The sequence below is a fragment of the Lampropedia puyangensis genome (genome assembly GCF_004833285.1).
Classification (GTDB): domain Bacteria; phylum Pseudomonadota; class Gammaproteobacteria; order Burkholderiales; family Burkholderiaceae_C; genus Lampropedia; species Lampropedia puyangensis.
Genome location: NZ_STFG01000009.1, coordinates 59084 through 78676, shown reverse-complemented (window position 1 = coordinate 78676; position 19593 = coordinate 59084). Strand labels below are relative to the sequence as shown.

Annotated in this window: 19 protein-coding genes; 14 read left to right on the top strand and 5 right to left on the bottom strand. The window is 54.6% G+C overall.

Going from position 1 to position 19593, the window contains the following annotated elements:
• Positions 1–3: 3 nt before the first annotated feature.
• On the bottom strand, positions 4–1002 hold the full coding sequence (gene moaA / locus E9531_RS09745) for a GTP 3',8-cyclase MoaA (protein WP_136573568.1): 999 nt from the start codon (positions 1000–1002) through the stop codon (positions 4–6).
• 300 nt (positions 1003–1302) lie between these two features.
• On the opposite strand from moaA, the gene E9531_RS09740 reads away from it, so the two are divergent.
• Positions 1303–2055, top strand: coding sequence for an RnfABCDGE type electron transport complex subunit B (locus E9531_RS09740; protein ID WP_136573567.1), 753 nt, complete (start codon positions 1303–1305; stop codon positions 2053–2055).
• A gap of 111 nt (positions 2056–2166) precedes the next feature.
• On the opposite strand, the gene E9531_RS09735 is transcribed toward E9531_RS09740, so the two are convergent.
• The 4 genes from E9531_RS09735 to ftsY form a co-directional block, all read right to left on the bottom strand.
• Complete coding sequence (locus tag E9531_RS09735) at positions 2167–2970, bottom strand: IPTL-CTERM sorting domain-containing protein (protein ID WP_136573566.1); 804 nt, start codon at positions 2968–2970, stop codon at positions 2167–2169.
• Between the two features lie 147 nt (positions 2971–3117).
• The gene (pyrC, locus tag E9531_RS09730; protein WP_136573565.1) at positions 3118–4164 is read right to left on the bottom strand and encodes a dihydroorotase; all 1047 of its coding nucleotides are present in this window, start codon (positions 4162–4164) and stop codon (positions 3118–3120) included.
• A gap of 57 nt (positions 4165–4221) precedes the next feature.
• Entirely contained in the window at positions 4222–4539 is a 318-nt protein-coding gene (locus E9531_RS09725) for a DOPA 4,5-dioxygenase family protein (protein WP_136573564.1), read from the bottom strand.
• On the bottom strand, positions 4536–5648 hold the full coding sequence (gene ftsY, locus E9531_RS09720; protein ID WP_136573613.1) for a signal recognition particle-docking protein FtsY: 1113 nt from the start codon (positions 5646–5648) through the stop codon (positions 4536–4538). Before ftsY ends, E9531_RS09725 begins: the two co-directional genes overlap by 4 nt.
• A 734-nt stretch (positions 5649–6382) precedes the next feature.
• Here ftsY and E9531_RS09715 point away from each other — a divergent pair.
• From E9531_RS09715 to pilO, 13 genes are all read left to right on the top strand, one after another.
• Positions 6383–7906: a M16 family metallopeptidase gene (locus E9531_RS09715; RefSeq protein ID WP_136573563.1), complete on the top strand. Its 1524-nt coding sequence runs from the start codon at positions 6383–6385 to the stop codon at positions 7904–7906.
• A gap of 53 nt (positions 7907–7959) precedes the next feature.
• Positions 7960–9303, top strand: coding sequence for a M16 family metallopeptidase (locus tag E9531_RS09710; protein ID WP_425293576.1), 1344 nt, complete (start codon positions 7960–7962; stop codon positions 9301–9303).
• Positions 9300–9968: a 16S rRNA (guanine(966)-N(2))-methyltransferase RsmD gene (gene rsmD, locus E9531_RS09705; protein WP_136573562.1), complete on the top strand. Its 669-nt coding sequence runs from the start codon at positions 9300–9302 to the stop codon at positions 9966–9968. The genes E9531_RS09710 and rsmD overlap by 4 nt, the downstream gene beginning before the upstream one ends.
• A 35-nt stretch (positions 9969–10003) precedes the next feature.
• Entirely contained in the window at positions 10004–11068 is a 1065-nt protein-coding gene (locus E9531_RS09700) for an asparaginase (protein ID WP_136573561.1), read from the top strand.
• A 300-nt stretch (positions 11069–11368) separates the two neighbouring features.
• On the top strand, positions 11369–13069 hold the full coding sequence (locus tag E9531_RS09695) for a GspE/PulE family protein (RefSeq protein WP_136573560.1): 1701 nt from the start codon (positions 11369–11371) through the stop codon (positions 13067–13069).
• Positions 13062–14327, top strand: a complete 1266-nt coding sequence (locus tag E9531_RS09690) for a type II secretion system F family protein (protein ID WP_136573559.1) — start codon at positions 13062–13064, stop codon at positions 14325–14327. The genes E9531_RS09695 and E9531_RS09690 overlap by 8 nt, the downstream gene beginning before the upstream one ends.
• Positions 14328–14397: 70 nt before the next feature.
• The gene (gene gspG, locus E9531_RS09685; protein WP_136573558.1) at positions 14398–14856 is read left to right on the top strand and encodes a type II secretion system major pseudopilin GspG; all 459 of its coding nucleotides are present in this window, start codon (positions 14398–14400) and stop codon (positions 14854–14856) included.
• Between the two features lie 128 nt (positions 14857–14984).
• Positions 14985–15473 carry a type II secretion system protein gene (locus tag E9531_RS09680; RefSeq protein WP_158291757.1) on the top strand — a complete coding sequence of 163 codons (489 nt, stop codon included), beginning with the start codon at positions 14985–14987 and terminating at the stop codon, positions 15471–15473.
• Positions 15470–15937, top strand: a complete 468-nt coding sequence (locus E9531_RS09675) for a prepilin-type N-terminal cleavage/methylation domain-containing protein (RefSeq protein WP_136573556.1) — start codon at positions 15470–15472, stop codon at positions 15935–15937. The genes E9531_RS09680 and E9531_RS09675 overlap by 4 nt, the downstream gene beginning before the upstream one ends.
• The gene (locus E9531_RS09670) at positions 15937–16632 is read left to right on the top strand and encodes a prepilin-type N-terminal cleavage/methylation domain-containing protein (RefSeq protein ID WP_136573555.1); all 696 of its coding nucleotides are present in this window, start codon (positions 15937–15939) and stop codon (positions 16630–16632) included. The genes E9531_RS09675 and E9531_RS09670 overlap by 1 nt, the downstream gene beginning before the upstream one ends.
• Positions 16629–17420, top strand: coding sequence for a type II secretion system minor pseudopilin (locus tag E9531_RS09665; RefSeq protein WP_342210855.1), 792 nt, complete (start codon positions 16629–16631; stop codon positions 17418–17420). Before E9531_RS09670 ends, E9531_RS09665 begins: the two co-directional genes overlap by 4 nt.
• Before the next feature lie 7 nt (positions 17421–17427).
• Entirely contained in the window at positions 17428–18918 is a 1491-nt protein-coding gene (locus E9531_RS09660; protein ID WP_136573553.1) for a PilN domain-containing protein, read from the top strand.
• Positions 18915–19493: a type 4a pilus biogenesis protein PilO gene (gene pilO / locus E9531_RS09655; RefSeq protein WP_136573552.1), complete on the top strand. Its 579-nt coding sequence runs from the start codon at positions 18915–18917 to the stop codon at positions 19491–19493. The genes E9531_RS09660 and pilO overlap by 4 nt, the downstream gene beginning before the upstream one ends.
• Positions 19494–19593 lie beyond the last annotated feature (100 nt).

The following is a 19593-nucleotide window of genomic DNA, read 5'->3' as shown; positions in this document are numbered from 1 at the left end:
GTATCAGCCTCCAGTTTGCGACATGAAGCGCACCACCTGAGCACGCTTGGTATTGAATTCATGCCGCTCAGGCTTGGCAGCAATACCGCCGTTGATTGCTGCGATCAACTGCTCGTCATCAGCACCATCACGCAACATACGCCCCAACGGCACACTGTTTTCCTGCCCCAGACACAAATGCAAAGTGCCATCTACCGTCAAACGAACGCGATTGCAGGTTTCACAAAAATGCTGCGACATCGGCGTAATCACGCCCAACACCGGCGCACCGCCTTGACCTGACGTCCAGTAGCGCGCAGGCCCGGTATCGCTCGTATCCAACGCGGGCACCAAAAATTTGCGCGCCGCGATGGCCGAGCCCATCTGCGTTAAATTGGCATGTTGAAATTGCTGACCGGTACTGCCAATGGGCATGTTCTCGATCAACCGCAAAATAAAACCATTGTCCAGCGCATATTGCAACAACTGCTCAATGTCTTGAGCAGGCGTCTGTGCATTCACCACGCAATTGAGCTTAATAGGGGTGAAACCCACCTGCCGTGCAGCTTGTAAACCCGCAAGCACATCAGCCAAACAATCACGCCCTGTGATTTCGGCAAACCGTGCCGCATCAAGCGAATCAAGGCTGACATTCAGTCGCTTGACCCCCGCCTCTTTAAGATCTTGCGCATGCTTTGCCAAGGTCGTCGCATTGGTCGACAGCGACAAATCACGCACCTGTGGCATGGCAGTAATGCGGGCAGCCAACTCCGCCACACCACGGCGCATCAACGGCTCACCGCCAGTCAAACGAACCTTGCTGACCCCAAGCCTCACAAACAAGCCAACCACACGGGCCATTTCAGCATGTGTCAGCCAGTGCGCTGGCTCTTCAAACCCCTTGAACCCTTTGGGCATGCAGTAGTTGCAGCGCAAATCGCAACGGTCCGTCACCGACACGCGTAAATAGCTGATCTTGCGACCATAGCTATCAATCATTGGCGTGGTGGGGCTGGAATTCATGCGTAAACGGGCTGGCCGTAGCTTCAAATGTGGACGCGAGTGTACCTGCGACGGCCCGCTTATGCAGACCAGCGTCACAATCCCATAGTTGAAATATGTTTACCTTTGCCCGAGGTTTCCATTGCATGGCATACCGTCTGGCTGCAACTTCAGGCACACTACGCCCCTCAAGCCATATAGGCTAGCGCGTGCGCAGAAACTCCCGCAGCAAAGTCAACTCAAGAAGCTGTTGGTATTTCTCCCCTATATAGCCCGCACTCTGAACCACGATACCAACTCCACGCCCCAAGTCTTTGCCCGATGCACACTCCACAAGAGTTGGCCCAATTGCTCGATGCAGCACTGCCTCAAACCCAATGCACTCGCTGCGGCTACCCCGACTGCCATGCCTACGCCAATGCCATGGCTCTCGAGCAAGCGCCAATCAACCAATGTCCTCCGGGCGGGGCCGAAGGCGTCCGCCGCCTAGCAGCCCTTACCGGGCAAGCAGCAACACCGCTGAATCCAAACAACGGCGCTGAAGGCCCCCGCGCCATGGCCATCATCGACGAGCAGTGGTGCATTGGCTGCACCTTATGCCTCAAAGCCTGCCCAGTAGACGCCATTGTGGGCGCCAACAAAACCATGCACACCGTATTAGAGGCCGAATGCACCGGTTGCGAACTATGCATTCCCGTCTGTCCAGTCGATTGCATCGTGCTCGAACCCATGACTGGCGCGCACACTGGCTGGCAAGCATGGAGCCCGGCACAAGCCCAGCAAGCACTGCACCGCTATGTGCAACGGGCAGATCGTTTAGGCCTGACCGTGGGTGCGCAGCAAGCCCCCTTGCACCAACGCAGCACCCTGCATTCGTCAGCTTTCAGCACAGCGGCAGCCACATTCACAGCAAACGACAGCTTGCCAAACGCAAATCCATCTACACCAGAAACAATGGCAGCTCAAAACGCATCAGAGCAGTCGGCTCAAGTCACCGCTGAGACTGTGGCACCAAGCAAGGCCCAACTACTGGCAGAGATCATGAAAAAGGCACAAGCACGGCGCGCGCATTGAATGGCTTGATTGGCATGGCGTTGCCAACGCCCAAGTCTGACAACCCTTTATCGCTTCACCACACAAAAAAAATCCCTGTACAGCAGGGATTTTTACAATCAACGAAAAAGTTCAACGATGAATGCGTCGGCGGCGAATGGCAAACCCACCCAACATCGCAGAAACACCTAATATTCCCAACGTTGACAGCGTTGGCACGGGCTGAGGGTTAGCAGCGACAACAGGACGCACCTCTGTAATTCTCACTCCGTCAATACTGGAGTAGCTCCGAGAGTCTGCAGTGGCCGCTGTAGCTGGATCGATTGCGGCTGAGCCAAATCCAATAGTATGGGTAGTTGCAGTCGCTGTGAACTCTACACTTTCTTCAACCCACCCTTCTTGAACCGGCCGATAAGTCCCATTTCCAATCTTCACACCATCGAGTGAAACAGCAATAGCCGCAGGGCTATCTACTAATTGCACAACAGCGCCATCTATTATTGTATGCAAGCCAAAATTAGCGTGGTACCAAGATATGCGGTAGGTCTTACCAATATCAAAATCCGCCACAAGTTGACTGACTTGCTCACCAAAATCACCGTTGCCAACAATATTCCCCAATCCAACCCATGTCCCTCCATCTGGGGAGTTAGTTGCTTGCGCCAGCGTCACCATACTCATGTTTGAAGGTAAAAGTACGCTGGGATAACCTTGAGTAGCATCTACAGAATTAATATCTGGTGTCCCAGCCAAAACTTGAGGAACAGTGAATTCACCACCAGCAATCCAGTGATCTGGTGCTTCAGCAACCCACTTTGACGATACATTCAGCTCACCAGACCGCGTTGTATCAAACGATCCGTTAGTAAACTGTGGCGCAGCAAGCACGGCACTGCCCCCAGCCAAAACAGCAACGATGGCAATTTTCTTCAGCATACAAGCGACTCCTAGCGATTGAATCAAAACATCCCTTATGAAAGAGAGTGTTTTTAAATGTTTCAAAAAGAAACATCAAGTCAATCATTGCAAACCAAGCGAAAACCCTGATGCACTGGTAAAGGCCGACGAAATCACAGGTGTTGGCTAAACCACGAATCTCCAAGCCATCGGCTCGCCCGCACGCAGAGGCTTGAGTTCAGTTTCCACATAGGGGTAAGAGGCTGGCATGTTCCAAGTCTCTTTGGTCAGCGTGACGGTGCTGGTGTTGCGTGGTAGGCCATAAAAATCAGCACCATTGAATGCAGCGAAGGCTTCCAGTTTGTCTAAGGCATTAGCGTTATCGAACGCTTCTGCGTACAACTCAATGGCAGCCGCAGCGGTATAACAGCCTGCACACCCAACAGCGGCTTCTTTCAACGGGGCTGCATGTGGGGCACTGTCGGTGCCCAAAAAGAAGTGTGCGCTGCCCGATGTCGCCGCTTGCACTAGGGCTTGGCGATGCACCTCGCGCTTGAGCACCGGCAAACAGTAATAGTGCGGACGTACACCGCCCAGAAACAGCGCGTTGCGGTTGTATAGCAAATGGTGCGCGGTAATGGTCGCGCCCAAGTACGCATCCGCTTCGCCTACATAGTGCGCAGCCTCTTTCGTGGTGATGTGTTCCATCACGATTTTCAGCTGCGGAAAATCACGGCGCAATGGAATCAATTGCTGATCGATGAACACCGCTTCGCGGTCAAACAAATCGATGTTTTGGTCGGTGACTTCCCCATGCATCAGCAACACCATCCCCGCTTCTTGCATGGCTTCGAGCACGGGGTAAATGTTTTTCATTGCGGTCACACCCGCATCGCTATTTGTAGTGGCCCCAGCTGGGTAGAGTTTGCATGCCACCACGCCTTGCGCCTTGGCCGCTCGAATAGTCTCTGGCGTCATGCGATCGGTCAAATACAAGGTCATCAACGGCTCAAATGCAGCTTGTGGCGCTACGGCTTGCAGCGTATCAAGAATACGCTGGCGATATGCCAGTGCCATCGTTGCATCCGCGACTGGGGGGCGTAAATTGGGCATGATGATGGCACGCGCAAACTGGGCTGCGGCATGGGCCACAGTGGTTTTAAGTGCATCGCCATCGCGCAGGTGCAGGTGCCAGTCGTCAGGACGGGTAATGGTGAGAGAACGTACGGTCATCACAAAATGGGGTTGAAATATTGAATAAAAAATGGCTAGAGAGGGGCCCAAAACGCGTCAGAGATACTCCAACCGCAACAATAAAGGCATTCCTAACCATGTCGCTTTTTCCGTATGCGCCAAAATTTCATCCTCTAAAACAGGATGAATCAGCACAGAAAAGTCGCCTCGTGTCGTTTGCAGCACTTCACGCACACGTTCCGCGTGTTCCTCGTCATACGCGATTTGAAACATGGGCTGAGGCAAAGGGCCTGCAGCGCGAAGCAATAGCGGGCCAACTTCAATACCAGCAGGCCACTGCAGTTGTAACTGCTGCTGCAGCGCGAGGGCTTGCTCCCGCGCATTCAAATCAAAAAACACATGGGCATGCATCATCCGAGTAGCGCCTGCGCAAACTCACGCGCATTAAAGGTTTGCAGGTCTTCCAGCTTTTCACCCACGCCAATAAAATAGACAGGAATCGGCCTTTCTTGGGCAATTGCAGCCAACACGCCACCCTTTGCTGTACCGTCAAGCTTAGTCACAACCAAACCGGTCAGTTGCAATGCATCGTCAAACGCTTTGACTTGGTTCAAAGCGTTCTGCCCTGTATTGCCATCAATCACCAAGAGCACTTCATGCGGGGCTGAACCTTCGGCCTTGGTGATCACACGCTTGATTTTTTTCAACTCTTCCATCAGGTGCAGTTGCGTAGGCAAGCGGCCAGCGGTGTCCACCAACACGACGTCTTTACCACGGGCTTTGCCTGCAGTGACTGCATCAAAACTTACGGCAGCCGGGTCACCCCCTTCCTGCCCCACGATTTCGACCGTGTTGCGCGTAGCCCAAACGCCTAATTGCTCACGCGCAGCCGCGCGGAAAGTATCGGCTGCCGCCAGTAATACGGAAGCATCAGCCTCAGCCAAATGGCGGGTCAGCTTGCCAATGGAGGTGGTTTTGCCTGCGCCATTGACGCCAGCAACCATGATGACCGTGGGTTCGTGTTCGCCAATGACCAAGCCTTTTTCGAGAGGCTGCAATAACTCTGCAATCGCATCAATCAACAAGGCTTTGACTTGCTGGGGATCGGTCGCTTTGGCCGCTTTGACGCGTTGGCGCAAATCATCCAGCAAGAACATCGTGGCTTTGACACCGGTATCTGCCATGAGCAACGCTGCTTCCAACTCCTCGTAAAGATCTTCGTCAATCTTGGTGCCGGTAAATACTGTTGAGATGCTGCTACCCGTTTTGCGCAAACCAGCTTTGAGCCGCTCCATCCAGCTTTTGCGCTCAGGAACAACAACGGGAACCTCTTCAGCCCTAATAACCGCAGCTGGCTCTGGCTCTGGCTCTGGCTCTGGCTCAAGTACTGGTACTGGTACTGGTACTGGTACTGGTACTGGTGCTGGTGCTNCTGGTGCTGGTGCTGGTGCTGGTGCTGGTGCTGGTGCTTCAAGCGTATCCGACTCAACCGATACGCTGGTGCTCTCTACTGTGGAATGCACGTCCACGACCTCCTGCTCCGGCGCTTCAATAGGCTGCGCTTGCGTAGGCAACGCGATTGAAGTCGGCGTAGGCGCTAACTCGTGTTCCTCCTCGACTTGCTGCGCCTCTACAGCAAAATTATTCGCTGGCGCCACTATTGGTGACTCAGCAGGCTCAACGGGTGGAACAACAGGTTCTTCTGCAACGGGCAAAGGTGCGCTGGCACTCTCAGCCTCAGGAGCGACCTGAACTTGCGCCGCTTGCGCTTGTTGCACAAATGGATTCACGTCCTCAGCAGCCGGGGGGATTGGTGCTGGCTGCGCATGAGAAAGTTCGGTTTCTTTGGCCGTTGTCCCAAAGGATTTGCGCAACCACCCCATCACACCACTCGGAGCCGCAGGCGTCGCAACCACCTCAGGCTCTGCATCAGATGGGACTTGGGGAACCGCACTTGCGCCCATACTGGATTCTTCTGCAGAAGATGGTGCAGATTGAACCGCCGCTGTTTCTGGTGCAACCGACTGTGCAACTTCTTGTGGGGCTTTTGACTCTGAGCTGTCGGACGCAGGCGTTGGAGATGATTTTTTCTTGAAAAAACTGAACATAATGCTTGGCTTGCCGATTCGGCACGGTGCCTCTTTCGCCCTCTTGAGCGAGAGAATCAGGGTTGGCGGTGTGTGCAGGCTGTAGGCCCGCCACCACCGACACTTAGGAAGACGCCAGATTGCGTGAGAAATAAAACAGGGTCAATTGTATGAAACGTTTCACTCTATGGGGCGGATGTGTGCTTGCCGCCAGTGCATTCTTAGCAGGTTGCGCCGCTCCGGTTGCGCCAGATCAACGTGCAACCACCACCAACAGCACATCAACCACCGAGGCAAACCCTGCAGGGGCCAGCGCCTCTTCTGTACAAGTACTGCAAGAATCTGCCACGCTGGCCCATTATCGTTTGGCCAATGGGCTTGAAGTCATTGTCAAACCTGATCGCCGCGCGCCCACGGCTATCAACATGCTGTGGGTTCGCACCGGCTCTATTGATGAAGTCGATGGCACCACGGGCGTTGCACACATCTTGGAACACATGATGTTCAAAGGCAGCAAGCACCTAGCTGCCGGAGAGTTCTCGCGCAAAGTGGCGGAATTGGGCGGGCAGGACAATGCCTTCACCAATAAAGATTACACAGGCTACTACCAACAAGTGCCATCCAACCAGCTTGAAGCCGTGATGGCACTGGAAGCAGACCGTTTTCAGCACAACCAATGGCCCGACGAAGAGTTCAAGCGTGAGTTGGAAGTCGTCAAAGAAGAACGCCGCATGCGCACCGATGACCAGCCACGCGCAAAACTCTATGAACAACTGATGGCCACAACCTACATTGCGTCGCAAGAGCGCCGCCCTGTTATTGGATGGATGAGCGACCTCGATCACGTAACCGCTGACGATGCACGGGCCTTCTACCGCAAATGGTATGTCCCAGGCAACGCAGCTGTGGTGGTAGTCGGTAATGTGGAGCCCAAAGAGGTTCTGACTTTGGCGCAGAAATACTATGGCGCAGCACCTGCCGTTGATTTACCAGTGCGCAAAGCCACACAAGAGCCGAAGCAACAAGGGCCGCGCCGCATCGTTCTGCGCGATCGTGCCGAACAGCCTGTGCTCATCATGGCCTACAAAACACCGGCCCTCACCAATCTGCAATCGCCCACCACCAGTGACCGTGAAGCCTTGGCCTTGATGGCCTTGTCTGAGGTTCTCAGTGGTTACGAAGGTGCCCGTTTAGACCGCGCTTTGACACGCGGTGCTAACCGCGTGGCCGACAGTGCAGATGCAGGCGCCAGCACTGGCGGGCGTAGTGGCAATGGCTTGTTTTTCCTCAGTGGCGTGCCTGCCACCGGCAAAACCAATGCTGAATTGGAGCTCGGTCTGCGTGCCGCTGTACAAGCTGTGGCGGACAAAGGCATCACTGCACAAGAACTCAAACGCGTAGTCACGCAATGGTCTGCAGCGACGGTTTATGGTCAGGATTCCATGATGGCGCAGGCCAATGATTTGGGCAGCAATTGGGTGGAAGGCCTACCGTTGAATGCCACCGAGCGCACCATTGAACTGCTGCGCCAGGTCACACCAGAACAAGTTCAGGCAGTCGCAAAAAAATACTTTAGCGATGATGCATTGACCGTGGCCGAGTTGATTCCCCAAGCAACCGACAGTAGCTCAACCGACCAAGCAAAGCCTCACCAATCGGCTAACGACGCAGCGCCCGCAGGAGAGATAAAGTGACCCATTCAACCCCATGCACCCTAGCCGAAATAGCACGCAAAAACCACGGTTCCATACGCCATTGGCTGACCTTTGTGTGCGCGACAGCATTAGCCGCAACCCCGTTATTGACTCACGCACAAAACCAAGGCCTATTGCCCATTGAGCAATGGCAGCAACCCAACGGCACACAGGTCTGGCTGGTGCAAAGTAATAGTTTGCCGATGGTGGATGTGCAAATCGACTTTGATGGCGGTGAGCGCCGCGACCCCGCAGAGCAAGTAGGCTTGGCTGCTGCCACGGCCAACATGCTCAGCAAAGGAATCGCAAGTACCAACGGCCACAAAGCATTGGACGAAGACCAGCTTGGTGAGGCTTGGGCAGACCTAGGCGCCTCCTTCAACGCCAGTGCAAGCAGCGACCGCTTTACCTTTCATCTGCGCAGCCTGACCGACCCCGCCTTGCTGCCCCAAGCTGTGGCACTGGCCGCTCGCCAAATCGGGCAAAGTACGTGGCCGCAAAAGGTATGGGAGCGTGAACGCGCCCAATGGAGCGCAGCCCTGCGTGAAGCACAAACGCGCCCTGGCACGATTTCCAGCCAAACCTTTGCCCAAGCTGTGTACGGCAGCCACCCATATGGCTACCAAACGACACCGGCCAGTCTGCAGCGCATCGACATCCGGGCGATGCAGCAGTTTTATGCAAGCCATATCCAAGCTTGCCGAGCAAAAGCCACTGTAGTTGGCCAAGTCGACAAAGCCCAAGCGGACCAGCTCGTACAAAACCTGTTGGCAGGTTTGCCACAAACAGCGCACTGCGCCCCCTTGCCAAGCATTGCTGAAATACAACCATTGCAACACGCCGTTGAAAAGCGCATCCCTTTCGCTTCCGAGCAAGCCCAAGTGCTGATTGGGCAACCGGGCATCAAACGCGATGATCCAGATTTCCTGACACTGCTGGTGGCCAACCATATTCTGGGAGGCAGCGGCTTTGGCTCACGACTGATGGAAGAAGTGCGCGAGAAGCGCGGACTGGTGTATGGCGTCTACAGCGGCTTCAGCCCTGGAACACATGCAGGGGCCTTCACAATTGGCTTGCAAACCCGGGCAGATCAAGCCCAAGAAGCCACGACGCTTGCCAAACAAGTGTTGGCAGATTTTGTAGCGAACGGCCCCACCGACAAAGAGCTACAAGATGCCAAAGCCAATCTGATTGGCGGTTTCGCCCTGCGTATTGACAGCAATGCCAAGCTACTGGCCAATGTGGCCAATATTGCATGGAACAACTTACCGCTGGATTACTTGGACACGTGGACAAGCAAAGTGCAAACGATTACCGTGCAAGATATTCGTCGTGCCGTGCAAAAAGTGCTCAAACCAGATGCGATGGCCACCGTCATTGTGGGAGCGCCCTCTTGACTTCCCCCCTTCAACGCACGAGCACAAAAGCGCCTCCCAGAAAGGGAAGCAGCACCACAACGCCAGCCGCCGCCAAAAACGCCAGTCAAGGGCGCGTGCGGATCATCGCAGGCAACTGGCGCCGCACGGTGCTGCCAGTCGCCAACAAGCCAGGCCTGCGCCCCACACCAGACCGCGTGCGTGAAACGCTCTTCAACTGGTTGGGTCAGGACTTCAGTGGCCTGTATTGCCTAGATGCATTTGCAGGCAGTGGTGCGCTGGGGTTTGAAGCGGCCTCACGCAACGCCGCGCAGGTGGTACTGGTGGAACAAGACCGCTTGGTCACAACGCAATTGCAAGCCAATGCCCTGCGCTTAGCCGCTTCGAATATTCAGATTCAACGTGGCGATGGACTGCAAGCGCTCAGGCAAACACCGCTCAATGCCAGCGGGTGGGACGTGATTTTCATTGATCCGCCTTACGCTGCGCAGTTAGAGCAGCCGGCCTTGCAAGCAGCACGCCACAGTTTGCGCCCTGATGGGTTGGTGTACCTTGAAAGCGCGCAGCAATGGAACACCAATATCTTGGCCGAGCATGGCTGGCTGTTACAGCACTACCTCAAGGCCGGCGCAGTGCACGCGCATGTATTACAGCGGCTGGAGCCCATCGAGCCGCCACCTCTTTAAGAATGTGTTCACGATCTCCACACCCGTTCTAATATATGGAAACTGCGCCTATGCCGCATCCCTCATCGACGGCCAATCCCGCCAATGTGGGTGACCCCACAATACGCATCTTGGCCACTGGCGGCACCATTGCAGGCACGGCGCACGCAGCCCACGATAACGTCAGCTACCAAGCTGCCGCCCTGCCCATCGATGCACTGCTTGATGGCGTTCCTGCTTTGCGGCAGTTGCCCGCTCGCATCCAGGCACAACAAATCCTCTCCAAAGACAGCAAGGATCTCGACCCCGCTGACTGGCTAGTCATTGCTCGTGCGACCCATGCGGCCTTGGTTGACCCAGATGTGGCAGGTATAGTCATCACCCACGGTACCGACACGCTGGAGGAAACCGCCTGGTTCCTGCATCGCACCCTACCCCACTGTGAAAAGCCTGTAGTGCTGGTCAGCGCCATGCGCCCAGCCACCGCACTGGGTGCAGATGGCCCGCAAAATTTGTGGGATGCATGTTGTGTCGCCTTGGCAGGTATTCACCAAAGCGTTGACCAGCAATCTGCCACCATTCCCATGATCGTCTGCGTAGCAGCAGGCGAAGTGCACTGCGCCAGCACCGTACAAAAAATCCAGCCTTATCGGATTCCATCCTTTAGTTCAGGCAACGCAGGGCCCGTGGCTTGGGTAGAAGAAGGCCGCGTGGTCTGGACCAGTCCCGGCGCTTCAATCCAGGTTCCCTCCCAAGCCCCCCTCTTTAGTCGCGGCCATTACGAGTGCTTGCTAACCACAAGCAGCCCCGCTCCTTCAGTGGTTTGGTTGACCAGTCATGCAGGCTGCGATGCCTATCTTATTGATGCACTGCTGGCGAGCGGGTGCAACGGAGTGTTGGTCGCAGGCACAGGCAACGCCACGTTGCACCATGCCCTGGAGGCGGCGCTGCATAAAGCCGCAGCAGCCGGACTTCCCATTGCCGTGACCAGCCGTTGCGCGCTAGGTCATCCTGTCGCTTCTGCCAACGCGCCCACTCCGTTTCGCCTAATTCCACTGCCTGCTGCCAAAGCCAGACTGGAGCTGCTAATGGAACTTTGGGCACAGAAGACGAGTCAGTAGGCGGCGGCCTCACACACGCTTACAATAGTCCAGCTCTGGCTTAAAGGTTGGAACGAACATGTGTAAGTTTGGCTGTGCTGCTGCTAAACAGACGCTACCGTTTGCCAGTACACACAGCACCTGCATGCGTACTGACAGCGGGAGTTGTGTCCTTTCGCATAGTTCGGACTGACGAGACCAAGCGCCTCCTTCTCAAAGGTTGCGCATCCATTGATTAACGCTTACCGCCACCTGCCTGTGTCTTCGCTTGACTCCTCTGCCCCTCTAGCGCACCGCGCTGACCCCAGCCTCACCACAGCCATGGCTGCGCCGACCATTCGCTTGGGCGACATGCTGGTGCAAGCAGGCAAACTTGGCCCACGCGATTTAGAGCGGGCCTTAGCCGCACAACAAGAAATGGGCGGAATGCTTGGCCGGGTGTTAACCCGCCTGGGCGTTGTGTCTGAAGTGGACCTGATGCCTGTATTGGCACAGCAACTTCAAGTGCCGCTTGCCGTTGCTGCAGATTATCCTGAGCAACCGCTAGAAATCGAAGGCTTGGCACCAGGTTTCTTGCGCACACATAATATTTTCCCGCTATGGCTGCGCGAGGGCAGCCTGGGTGTCGCCATGGCGGTGCCGCAGGACAGCTTCGTCAGCAAAGCCCTGCACTTGGCAACTGGTTTGGAAGTGGTGCCCTACCTAGGACTGGAAAGCGACATTGAACGCGCGCTGGATTTAGCCGATGCAGCTGCCGCCCAGCAAGCCGAAGAGGAGGCCAGCTCAGACGACCTGCTTGGCGGCTTGGATGCAGCAGATTTTGTTGAGCAGCTCAAAGACATGGCCAGCGAAGCGCCGGTCATCAAACTGGTCAACACCATCATTGGCCGCGTCATAGACATGCGTGCCTCAGACATTCACTTGGAGCCTTTTGAAGATGGCTTGCATGTGCGCTACCGCGTTGACGGAGTGATCAATGTCGCAGAGATCATCCCCCAACGGCTCTCGCCTGCGGTGGGCTCGCGCGTCAAGCTGCTGGCCCATCTAGATATTGCCGAGCGCCGCCTGCCGCAAGATGGACGCATCAAAACCCGCGTGAAAGGACGTGAGCTAGATTTGCGGGTTTCCACCGTCCCCACGGTCTATGGCGAAAGCATTGTGATGCGCGTGCTGGACCGAGCCAGCGTGCGTCTCAATCTTGATGACATGGGCTTCTCGCCTGACACGTTGGTGCGTTTTAACGAACTGCTGGCCAAGCCACACGGAATCTTCTTGGTCACGGGGCCAACCGGCTCGGGTAAAACCACCACGTTGTACGCGGGTCTTGCCAAACTGGACGCCGACAGCCAGAAAATCATCACCGTGGAAGACCCGGTGGAATACCAATTGCCTGGCATCAACCAGATTCAGGTCCACCCGCAAATCAACCTGACCTTTGCCAACGCCCTGCGGGCGATTTTGCGGCAAGATCCGGACATCATCATGATTGGTGAAATGCGTGATGGCGAAACCGCGCAAATTGCCGTGCAATCTGCATTGACTGGTCACTTGGTGTTATCCACCCTGCACACCAACACGGCCCCCGGCGCTATCGTACGTATGGAAGACATGGGCGTTGAGCGTTACCTTATCACGTCTTCGGTCAACGGTGTTCTGGCACAGCGTTTGGTCCGAACCCTGTGTAAACAGTGCAAAGAACCACACGACCTCTCACCCAAAGTCAAAGAAGAGTCTGGTTTGGCGCGCTTTTTGCAACCCGGCCAAACACTGTACCGCCCAGTGGGCTGCGAACTCTGTCGTGGCACAGGCTACAAAGGCCGCACCGGCATTCATGAATTGATGGTGCTTGATGAAGTCATTCGCAGGGCCATCCTTGATGGCAAAGATGCCGCACAACTGAGCACGTTAGCCGCACAGCGCGGCATGCTCAGCCTTTACGAGGACGGTTTACGCAAAGTGGCCAATGGCGTGACCAGTCTGGAAGAAGTGACCCGCGTCACACAGGACCAAAGCGATGCCTGATTATTCTTGGCGTGCTGCAGACGGCAGCGGAAAAGTCAGCACAGGTGTGGTCGCGGCAGCCTCCATCCCTGCTGCCATGAAGACGCTGCGCGATCGCGGCCTGCACCCATTGGCAGTCACGGCCGCCAGCGCCAGCGATGTGCAGCAAGCACAAAATGCATCATCAGAATCGGCCGGCAAAGCCTTGCTAGGGACCGGAAAACCCAGCCGCAAAGACAAAGGGCCAGTCAACCAAGAAGACATTCGCGCCATGACGTCGGAATTGACCATCATGTTGCGCTCAGGCCTGGCCTTGGACAACTCTCTCAAAGTGCTGATTGACATGAGCCACAAGCCTGCCATGCGGCAATTAGCGCAGGAGTTGCTTGAATCGGTCAAAGGGGGAAACGCCTTCAGCAAAGCGCTGGCACAGCACCCGAAACACTTTGACGATTTCTACATCAACATGATTCGCTCAGGCGAGGTCAGCGGTCAAATGTCTGGCGTTTTGACACGACTGGTCGAGCACATGGAGCGCCTGCGCGCCCTGCGCGAAAGCGTGGTATCGGCTTCGATTTACCCACTGATCCTGATGGTAATGGCCCTCGCTACGTTGGTCTTCATGATGACCTTCGTTGTACCCAGCTTCCGTCCCATGTTTGTGGAAATGGGTGACGCTCTGCCGATGCCAACGAAAATTTTGCTGGCCACCAGTGATGCCTTTCTCGCCTGGGGTTGGTTGTGGGGAATTGGTGCTGCTGCCATTGGATTTTTCACTTGGCGTTGGCTGCACTCCCCCAGCGGTAAGTTATGGTGGCAGGCCAAGATTTTGCGACTCCCCATTTTGGGCAACTTAGTGGCACGTTACCAAATGACACTTTTTGCGCGTTCGTGGGGAACATTGTTGGGAAATGGCGTTCCAATGCTCACTGCGCTGAATATTGCAACCGACACCGTGAGCAACCAAGTCATGCGTGCACCGTTACTGCGGGTAGGCCCGGCAGTCAAAGAAGGCACTCGTGTTGTGGACGCCGTATCCAGACTTGGAATTTTTGAGCCACTGGCCATCAACCTGATTCGCGTGGGAGAGGAAACCGGAAAAATTGGCCCTATGTCTCTGGAATTGGCTGACATTCTCAACCGCCAGGTTGAAACTGGAATCAAACGGGCGTTGACATTGCTCAGCCCCTTGATGATCGTGTTTCTGGGGGTGATGGTGGCATTCATTCTGGTGTCGTTGATGATGGGTATTCTCTCTATCAACCAACTGGCCGCCTGATGACTGCGCCATGTGCGTGAATAGCGCTTAGCAGATACCAGATCGTTTTTATTTTTCGAAAGTGTGTTCTATGTTCGCCTTATCCGCTTCTTCCCGTCGCCCGGTTGCCAAAGCCATTGGAAAAATCCAGCGTGGCTTTACCTTGATTGAAATCCTCGTGATTGTGGCCATTCTGGCACTGCTGGCCAGCTTGGTTGGCCCTCAGGTGATGGGCGTACTGGGTGGTTCGAAAGCTAAAACTGCAAAAATTCAAATCGCTGAAATCGATAAAGCCATGGATGTATTTAACCTGGATGTAGGCCGCTACCCTACTTCCAGTGAAGGCCTGCAGGCTTTGGTCAACCGCCCTGGCGGTGTGACTATCTGGAATGGCCCCTACCTCAAAGGCGGTGTTCCTAACGACCCATGGGGCAAGCCTTACGTGTATAGCAACCCCGGTCCTAATGGGGGCATCCAGATTCTCTCTTACGGGGCTGATGGCGTACCCGGTGGCGATGGCGAAAACGCTGATATGACCAACGCCAAATAGGGCACATGTCTAGGGACGCCACACACTCTTTTTGACGGCTCTGCGTCATCGCCGCATTGTCTCTACCCGTTGTGCAGCATTAGCTGCAAGCGAGCATGGAAGGCTGGTCACTTGCCGTTTTATTTGTTATGTCTCTGAAGTCACCTGTGCTCCCTTTGCTCACTCCGCATCGCCCACCAGTTCAACGCGGCTTTACGCTGCTGGAAATTCTGGTGGTGATTGCCATCGCTGGGCTATTGGCTGCGTTGATGCCGCTGGCATACAGCAGGATCAACGAAGGTGCGCAATACCGTGATGCCGTACGCAGTCTGTGGACCTCACTGCGTACCTTGCGAGAAGAAGCCCAGAGCACGGGAGCTACCACACAGCTGGTTCTGAACCTAGATAGCAAGCAGTTCAATATTGGCAGCCAAACTTACCAGCTGCCCGCAGATTTGGAGGTTCGAACATCAGTGGCTGATTTAGGCGGAGATGGAAGAACCGCAGCTATTTGGTTCTTGCCGGAAGGCGGCTCGACCGGAGGGAGCATTGAACTGCTACGTCCCAATGGTGATGGCACCCGTTTACGGGTGGATTGGCTGACCAGCGATATCACGCAGGAGGCATTGCTTCCATGAGTACCTGGATATCTGCCACTCGCTTACGCCTGCACCAACCCAACCGCGTAGTTCGGCAAACTGGTTTTACCTTGATTGAAGTTTTGGTGGCCATGGTCATCATGGCCATGGGTTTAGCCCTGCTTTACCAAGTTTTGGGCACCAATACCCAGGCGGTCAGCGTGACCAGCCAATACCAACGTGCAGCCATGTTGGCCCAATCACTTTTAGCCGCGCATGACGCAATTCCTGAGTCAGGCTGGCACGCGCAAGGCCAGTCTGGCGGCTTTGACTGGCAAGCCAACACCCATCCTTACGCAACACCTGCAAACAGACAAGACATGGCGCTTGTTCCACTCCACCAACTCGACATCACCGTGCAGTGGCAAGAAAACGGCAATACACGATCCATTGCACTGTCCACACTGAGGCCGCAACGGTTCGTGCAAGGTTCTGCCCAAAATGCCAGTGGGGAGGAGGAGTGATGGCGGAGTCAACATTCCGGCCACCCATGCCCACATCCAAGTCACTCACGATTGGTACACAGCACAGCGGCTTCACATTATTGGAGATGCTTGTCGCGGTGGCTTTGCTGTCTTTGGTGATGCTGGGTTTGGCCTCGTCATTTTTCAGTCTAGGGCAAACAGAAACGCGTATAGATGCACGTTTGGACCAATCTAGTCAACTGCGCGCTTCGATGAACTTTTTGGATCAGACGCTGGGGCGCGTATCTGCACGCCGAAGAACGGGTTTACAAAACACCAATGAATCACGTTTTTGGTTTGAGGGTACCGGCCAAACCGTTCAATGGGTGGGAATTATGCCGCCGCGTTATGGCGCAGGAGGGCGCTATTTTTTTATGCTTCAGCTAGAAGGAAGTGATCTAGTCTTGCGTTTTACCCCATGGAACGGCGCGCCTCAATTCCCCTCCCCATCTGGGATGGATGCCAGGACGCTACAGCAGGATGTCACACAATTTTCCATCCAATACCGCGGCGAGGAGCAAGACTCGATCGACTGGACTGATGTCTGGACTTTCACTGAGCAAATGCCTTCACACATCATGCTGAACATCGTGACAGCACAAATGGCTTTGCCCACCAAAATATTGGCGATGCGAGCTGCAGGGCTGTCTGCCCAGGGCTCTGGGTTAGCCGTAGTAGGAGGTGGTAGAAGATGATGCAAAGAAATACTAAAAGCCCAAGAAACCAACACGGCATCGCACTAATTGCAGTACTCTGGGTCGTCGCCATCATGAGCCTGATCACCATCGGACTGGTGAGGTCAGTGCGCTCGGAAGTTAAAATATCCAGCCTAGACAGGCAAAAAGTGCAAGCGCAGGCAATGGGAGAAGCCGCCATTGCTTTGGCAGCGCAACAATGGCCTGTCATTCAACGAGAAAACCCAACTTCTGCCATTTCCAACATCCAAACACAATTCGAAGGGTACGCTATTTCCGTTCGGATTCAGAGCCTCACGGGATTGATCAATCCAAACTTTGCGCCATTGGAATTGCTAGCAAAAATGTTTGAAAATACGGGCGGCTTATCCCAAGGCGCTGCTCAAGAGATGGCGCTAAGGGTTGTGCAATGGCGCAGCGAAGTGGGAGACTCTGGCGTACAAAGAGGCGTTGAAGTGCCAGAAGATTTGTTGCAGGTTCCAGGCTTCACCTATGACCTCTATGCTAGAGTCGCCAGTTTATTGACGACCAGCGTGCGGTCCAGCAATTTAGATGTGAATTCTAGCCCGCCTGAGGTGCTAGCCATGTTGGGGCTAGAACCTCAAAGTCCAGGCTCAAATCAAGCGCGTGCGCAAAGTCCATTTTTGCGCTTTACTGCAACCGTCGAACAAGGGCAAACACAATTTGAGGTCATCCGAGATATGCGCGTTGGCTCCAGTCCCTCTCGCTCGGGTTTGTACTGGCATATCTTAAACAGCCAGCAACACGTGGCCCATCCTTCGCTGTAATTTATCCATGAGTGCCTCAACGCCTTCCCCCAACCAAGCATCACCCTCCCCCTGGGTGTTATTCGGTCTCGATCTCAGCACTATAGGGCAAGATTGGTTGCACGCCATGCGCCAACTTTACCGACTGCCGCCTCTGCGCTGGTTCGAACTCAACCCCAGAATTGGACTATTGCGCGAAGACGGCAATACAGCGCACTGGCAATCGAATCGAATCGAGGCCGCTAACGATCAGACCGCTCAACCCACCTCTCTATGGGCTGTCGAGCTGCCCGAGACACTTCTTTTGCGCCGAACGCTATCACTTCCAGACTTGCCTGCAGCGCAAATCCAGGATGCTGTTGCACTGGACCTGCTCAGCAGCAGCCCATTTCCTGCTGATGATATCGCTTGGGGCTTTGTACAAACGCCATCAGACACGGGCACTCACATCCAGGCGGCCTTTGCTTCACGCACGCAGATCGCAAAATATTTGCTAAACATCCAAGAACGCTATCAATGGCCGAACGCCAGCAGTGAAATCTGGGCCTTTGCGCCAGGCTCGGCAGAACCCATCGTTTTGCAAGGCTACGGTGAAAGCATTGCTGAGCGGGCACGCAATGCACGCAGAACAAAAACAGCATTCGCCTTACTCACCTTTATAGGCCTGTTATGCGCCTTGGCTATTACACCAACACTTCAGATACGCCACCAAGCAATCCAAGCCGACCAAGCATACCAAAGCCTTGTGGCACAAACCAAAACCCTAACGCAGGAGCGAGCCTCCCTAACGAAAGCGCTTGAGGGTGTTGCACAAATCAAGCAATACCATGAGAAGCGAATCAACCCATTGGAGGTTTTAGAATTGCTCTCAGCACAACTGCCTGACGATGTGTCTGTCACCACATTGAAAATTGAGGACCAAACGGTCGAGCTGACCGCTGAAGCGGACAATGCTGCTGCCATCATCCAACAGTTGAGCGAGCTCAAGCAATTCAGCGAAGTGCGCAGCACCCGCCCTGTGCAACAAGTCGCTCGCGCCAATAAAGAGCGCTTTACCGTTGAAATGCAAGTGACCGCCCAAGCTTTTAATGTTAAGTATGAGCCTAAGGCCATAGCACCACCTACTGCGACTGAGCCATTAGAGCAGAAACCTGATTCAACCTCGGGGGCAGCGTCTGAAGTGCCCCCCAACAGTGCAGAGCAAGCACCGCCAAACACGGCGACAGAACAAACATCAACTGTCCCTACTCCTGTCACTTCTACAGGAGACACCGCATCTCCCGCAGCACCAGCAATGGCTACAGCCACGCGCAGGCCACGTGGTGCTCCGAGTCAAACCAGTGGCGTTGCTCCAACTCCTGATGCCCCCTCTCCAATTCGACAAGTGGCTCCGCCTAAGCAAGAAATTCATACCGATGACGCTATGACTCCAGCATCAGAAAGCCATAACGACACACATGAAATAGATGAACATCAAACGGACGACCTTTCCACGATGGATGAGGAGTCTAGTCAATGAATACAACGAGTACAGAACCCGCACGCAAGCGGCGACTCACCAAAGAGCAATTGCTGCAGTTGATCACAGGACTGGTCCTAGTATTAATCGTGGTGCTGTTCGCCAGTACTGTGGTCAAACGCCACCTGTTTGCCAAACAAATGCTGGAAGACACAATTCCCCGCTATGAGCGGCTGCTGGGCATTGAACGCTCTGCAGACAACATGCAGAGCCTCAACAAAAGCAGTGCACAACTGCTCAATACATACGCTTACCCTGCAACTAAAGAAGCTAGCCAAATAGGTACAGACATTCAACAAAAACTGCGTAGCGCTTTCGCGGGTCAGCAACTGTCTATTCAAAGCAGTCAAGTATTGCAGGAGGAAGAGGACGCAGCGTTGATGGCCGTTCCCGTCGAACTGAGAATAGAAGGCGACGTCCAATCTCTGCGCAATGCCTTGGCCATTTTGTCGGAGCAGCGCCCTGTCATTCAGTTGCGGTCTATCAATATCCAAAAGAGCCGCAAAATGAACGACAACAGTCCCATTTTGCTGACAATACAAGCCAAGTTTTTTGCCTGGAGGGAACGTCCATGAGCGTCAAAAATCCTCTTGCATCGGTATGGTCAATCAACGCTATATTACTGGCCGTTTTAGCCGTTTGGTGGTTCTCCCTTATACAAAGCACTTGGCAGCC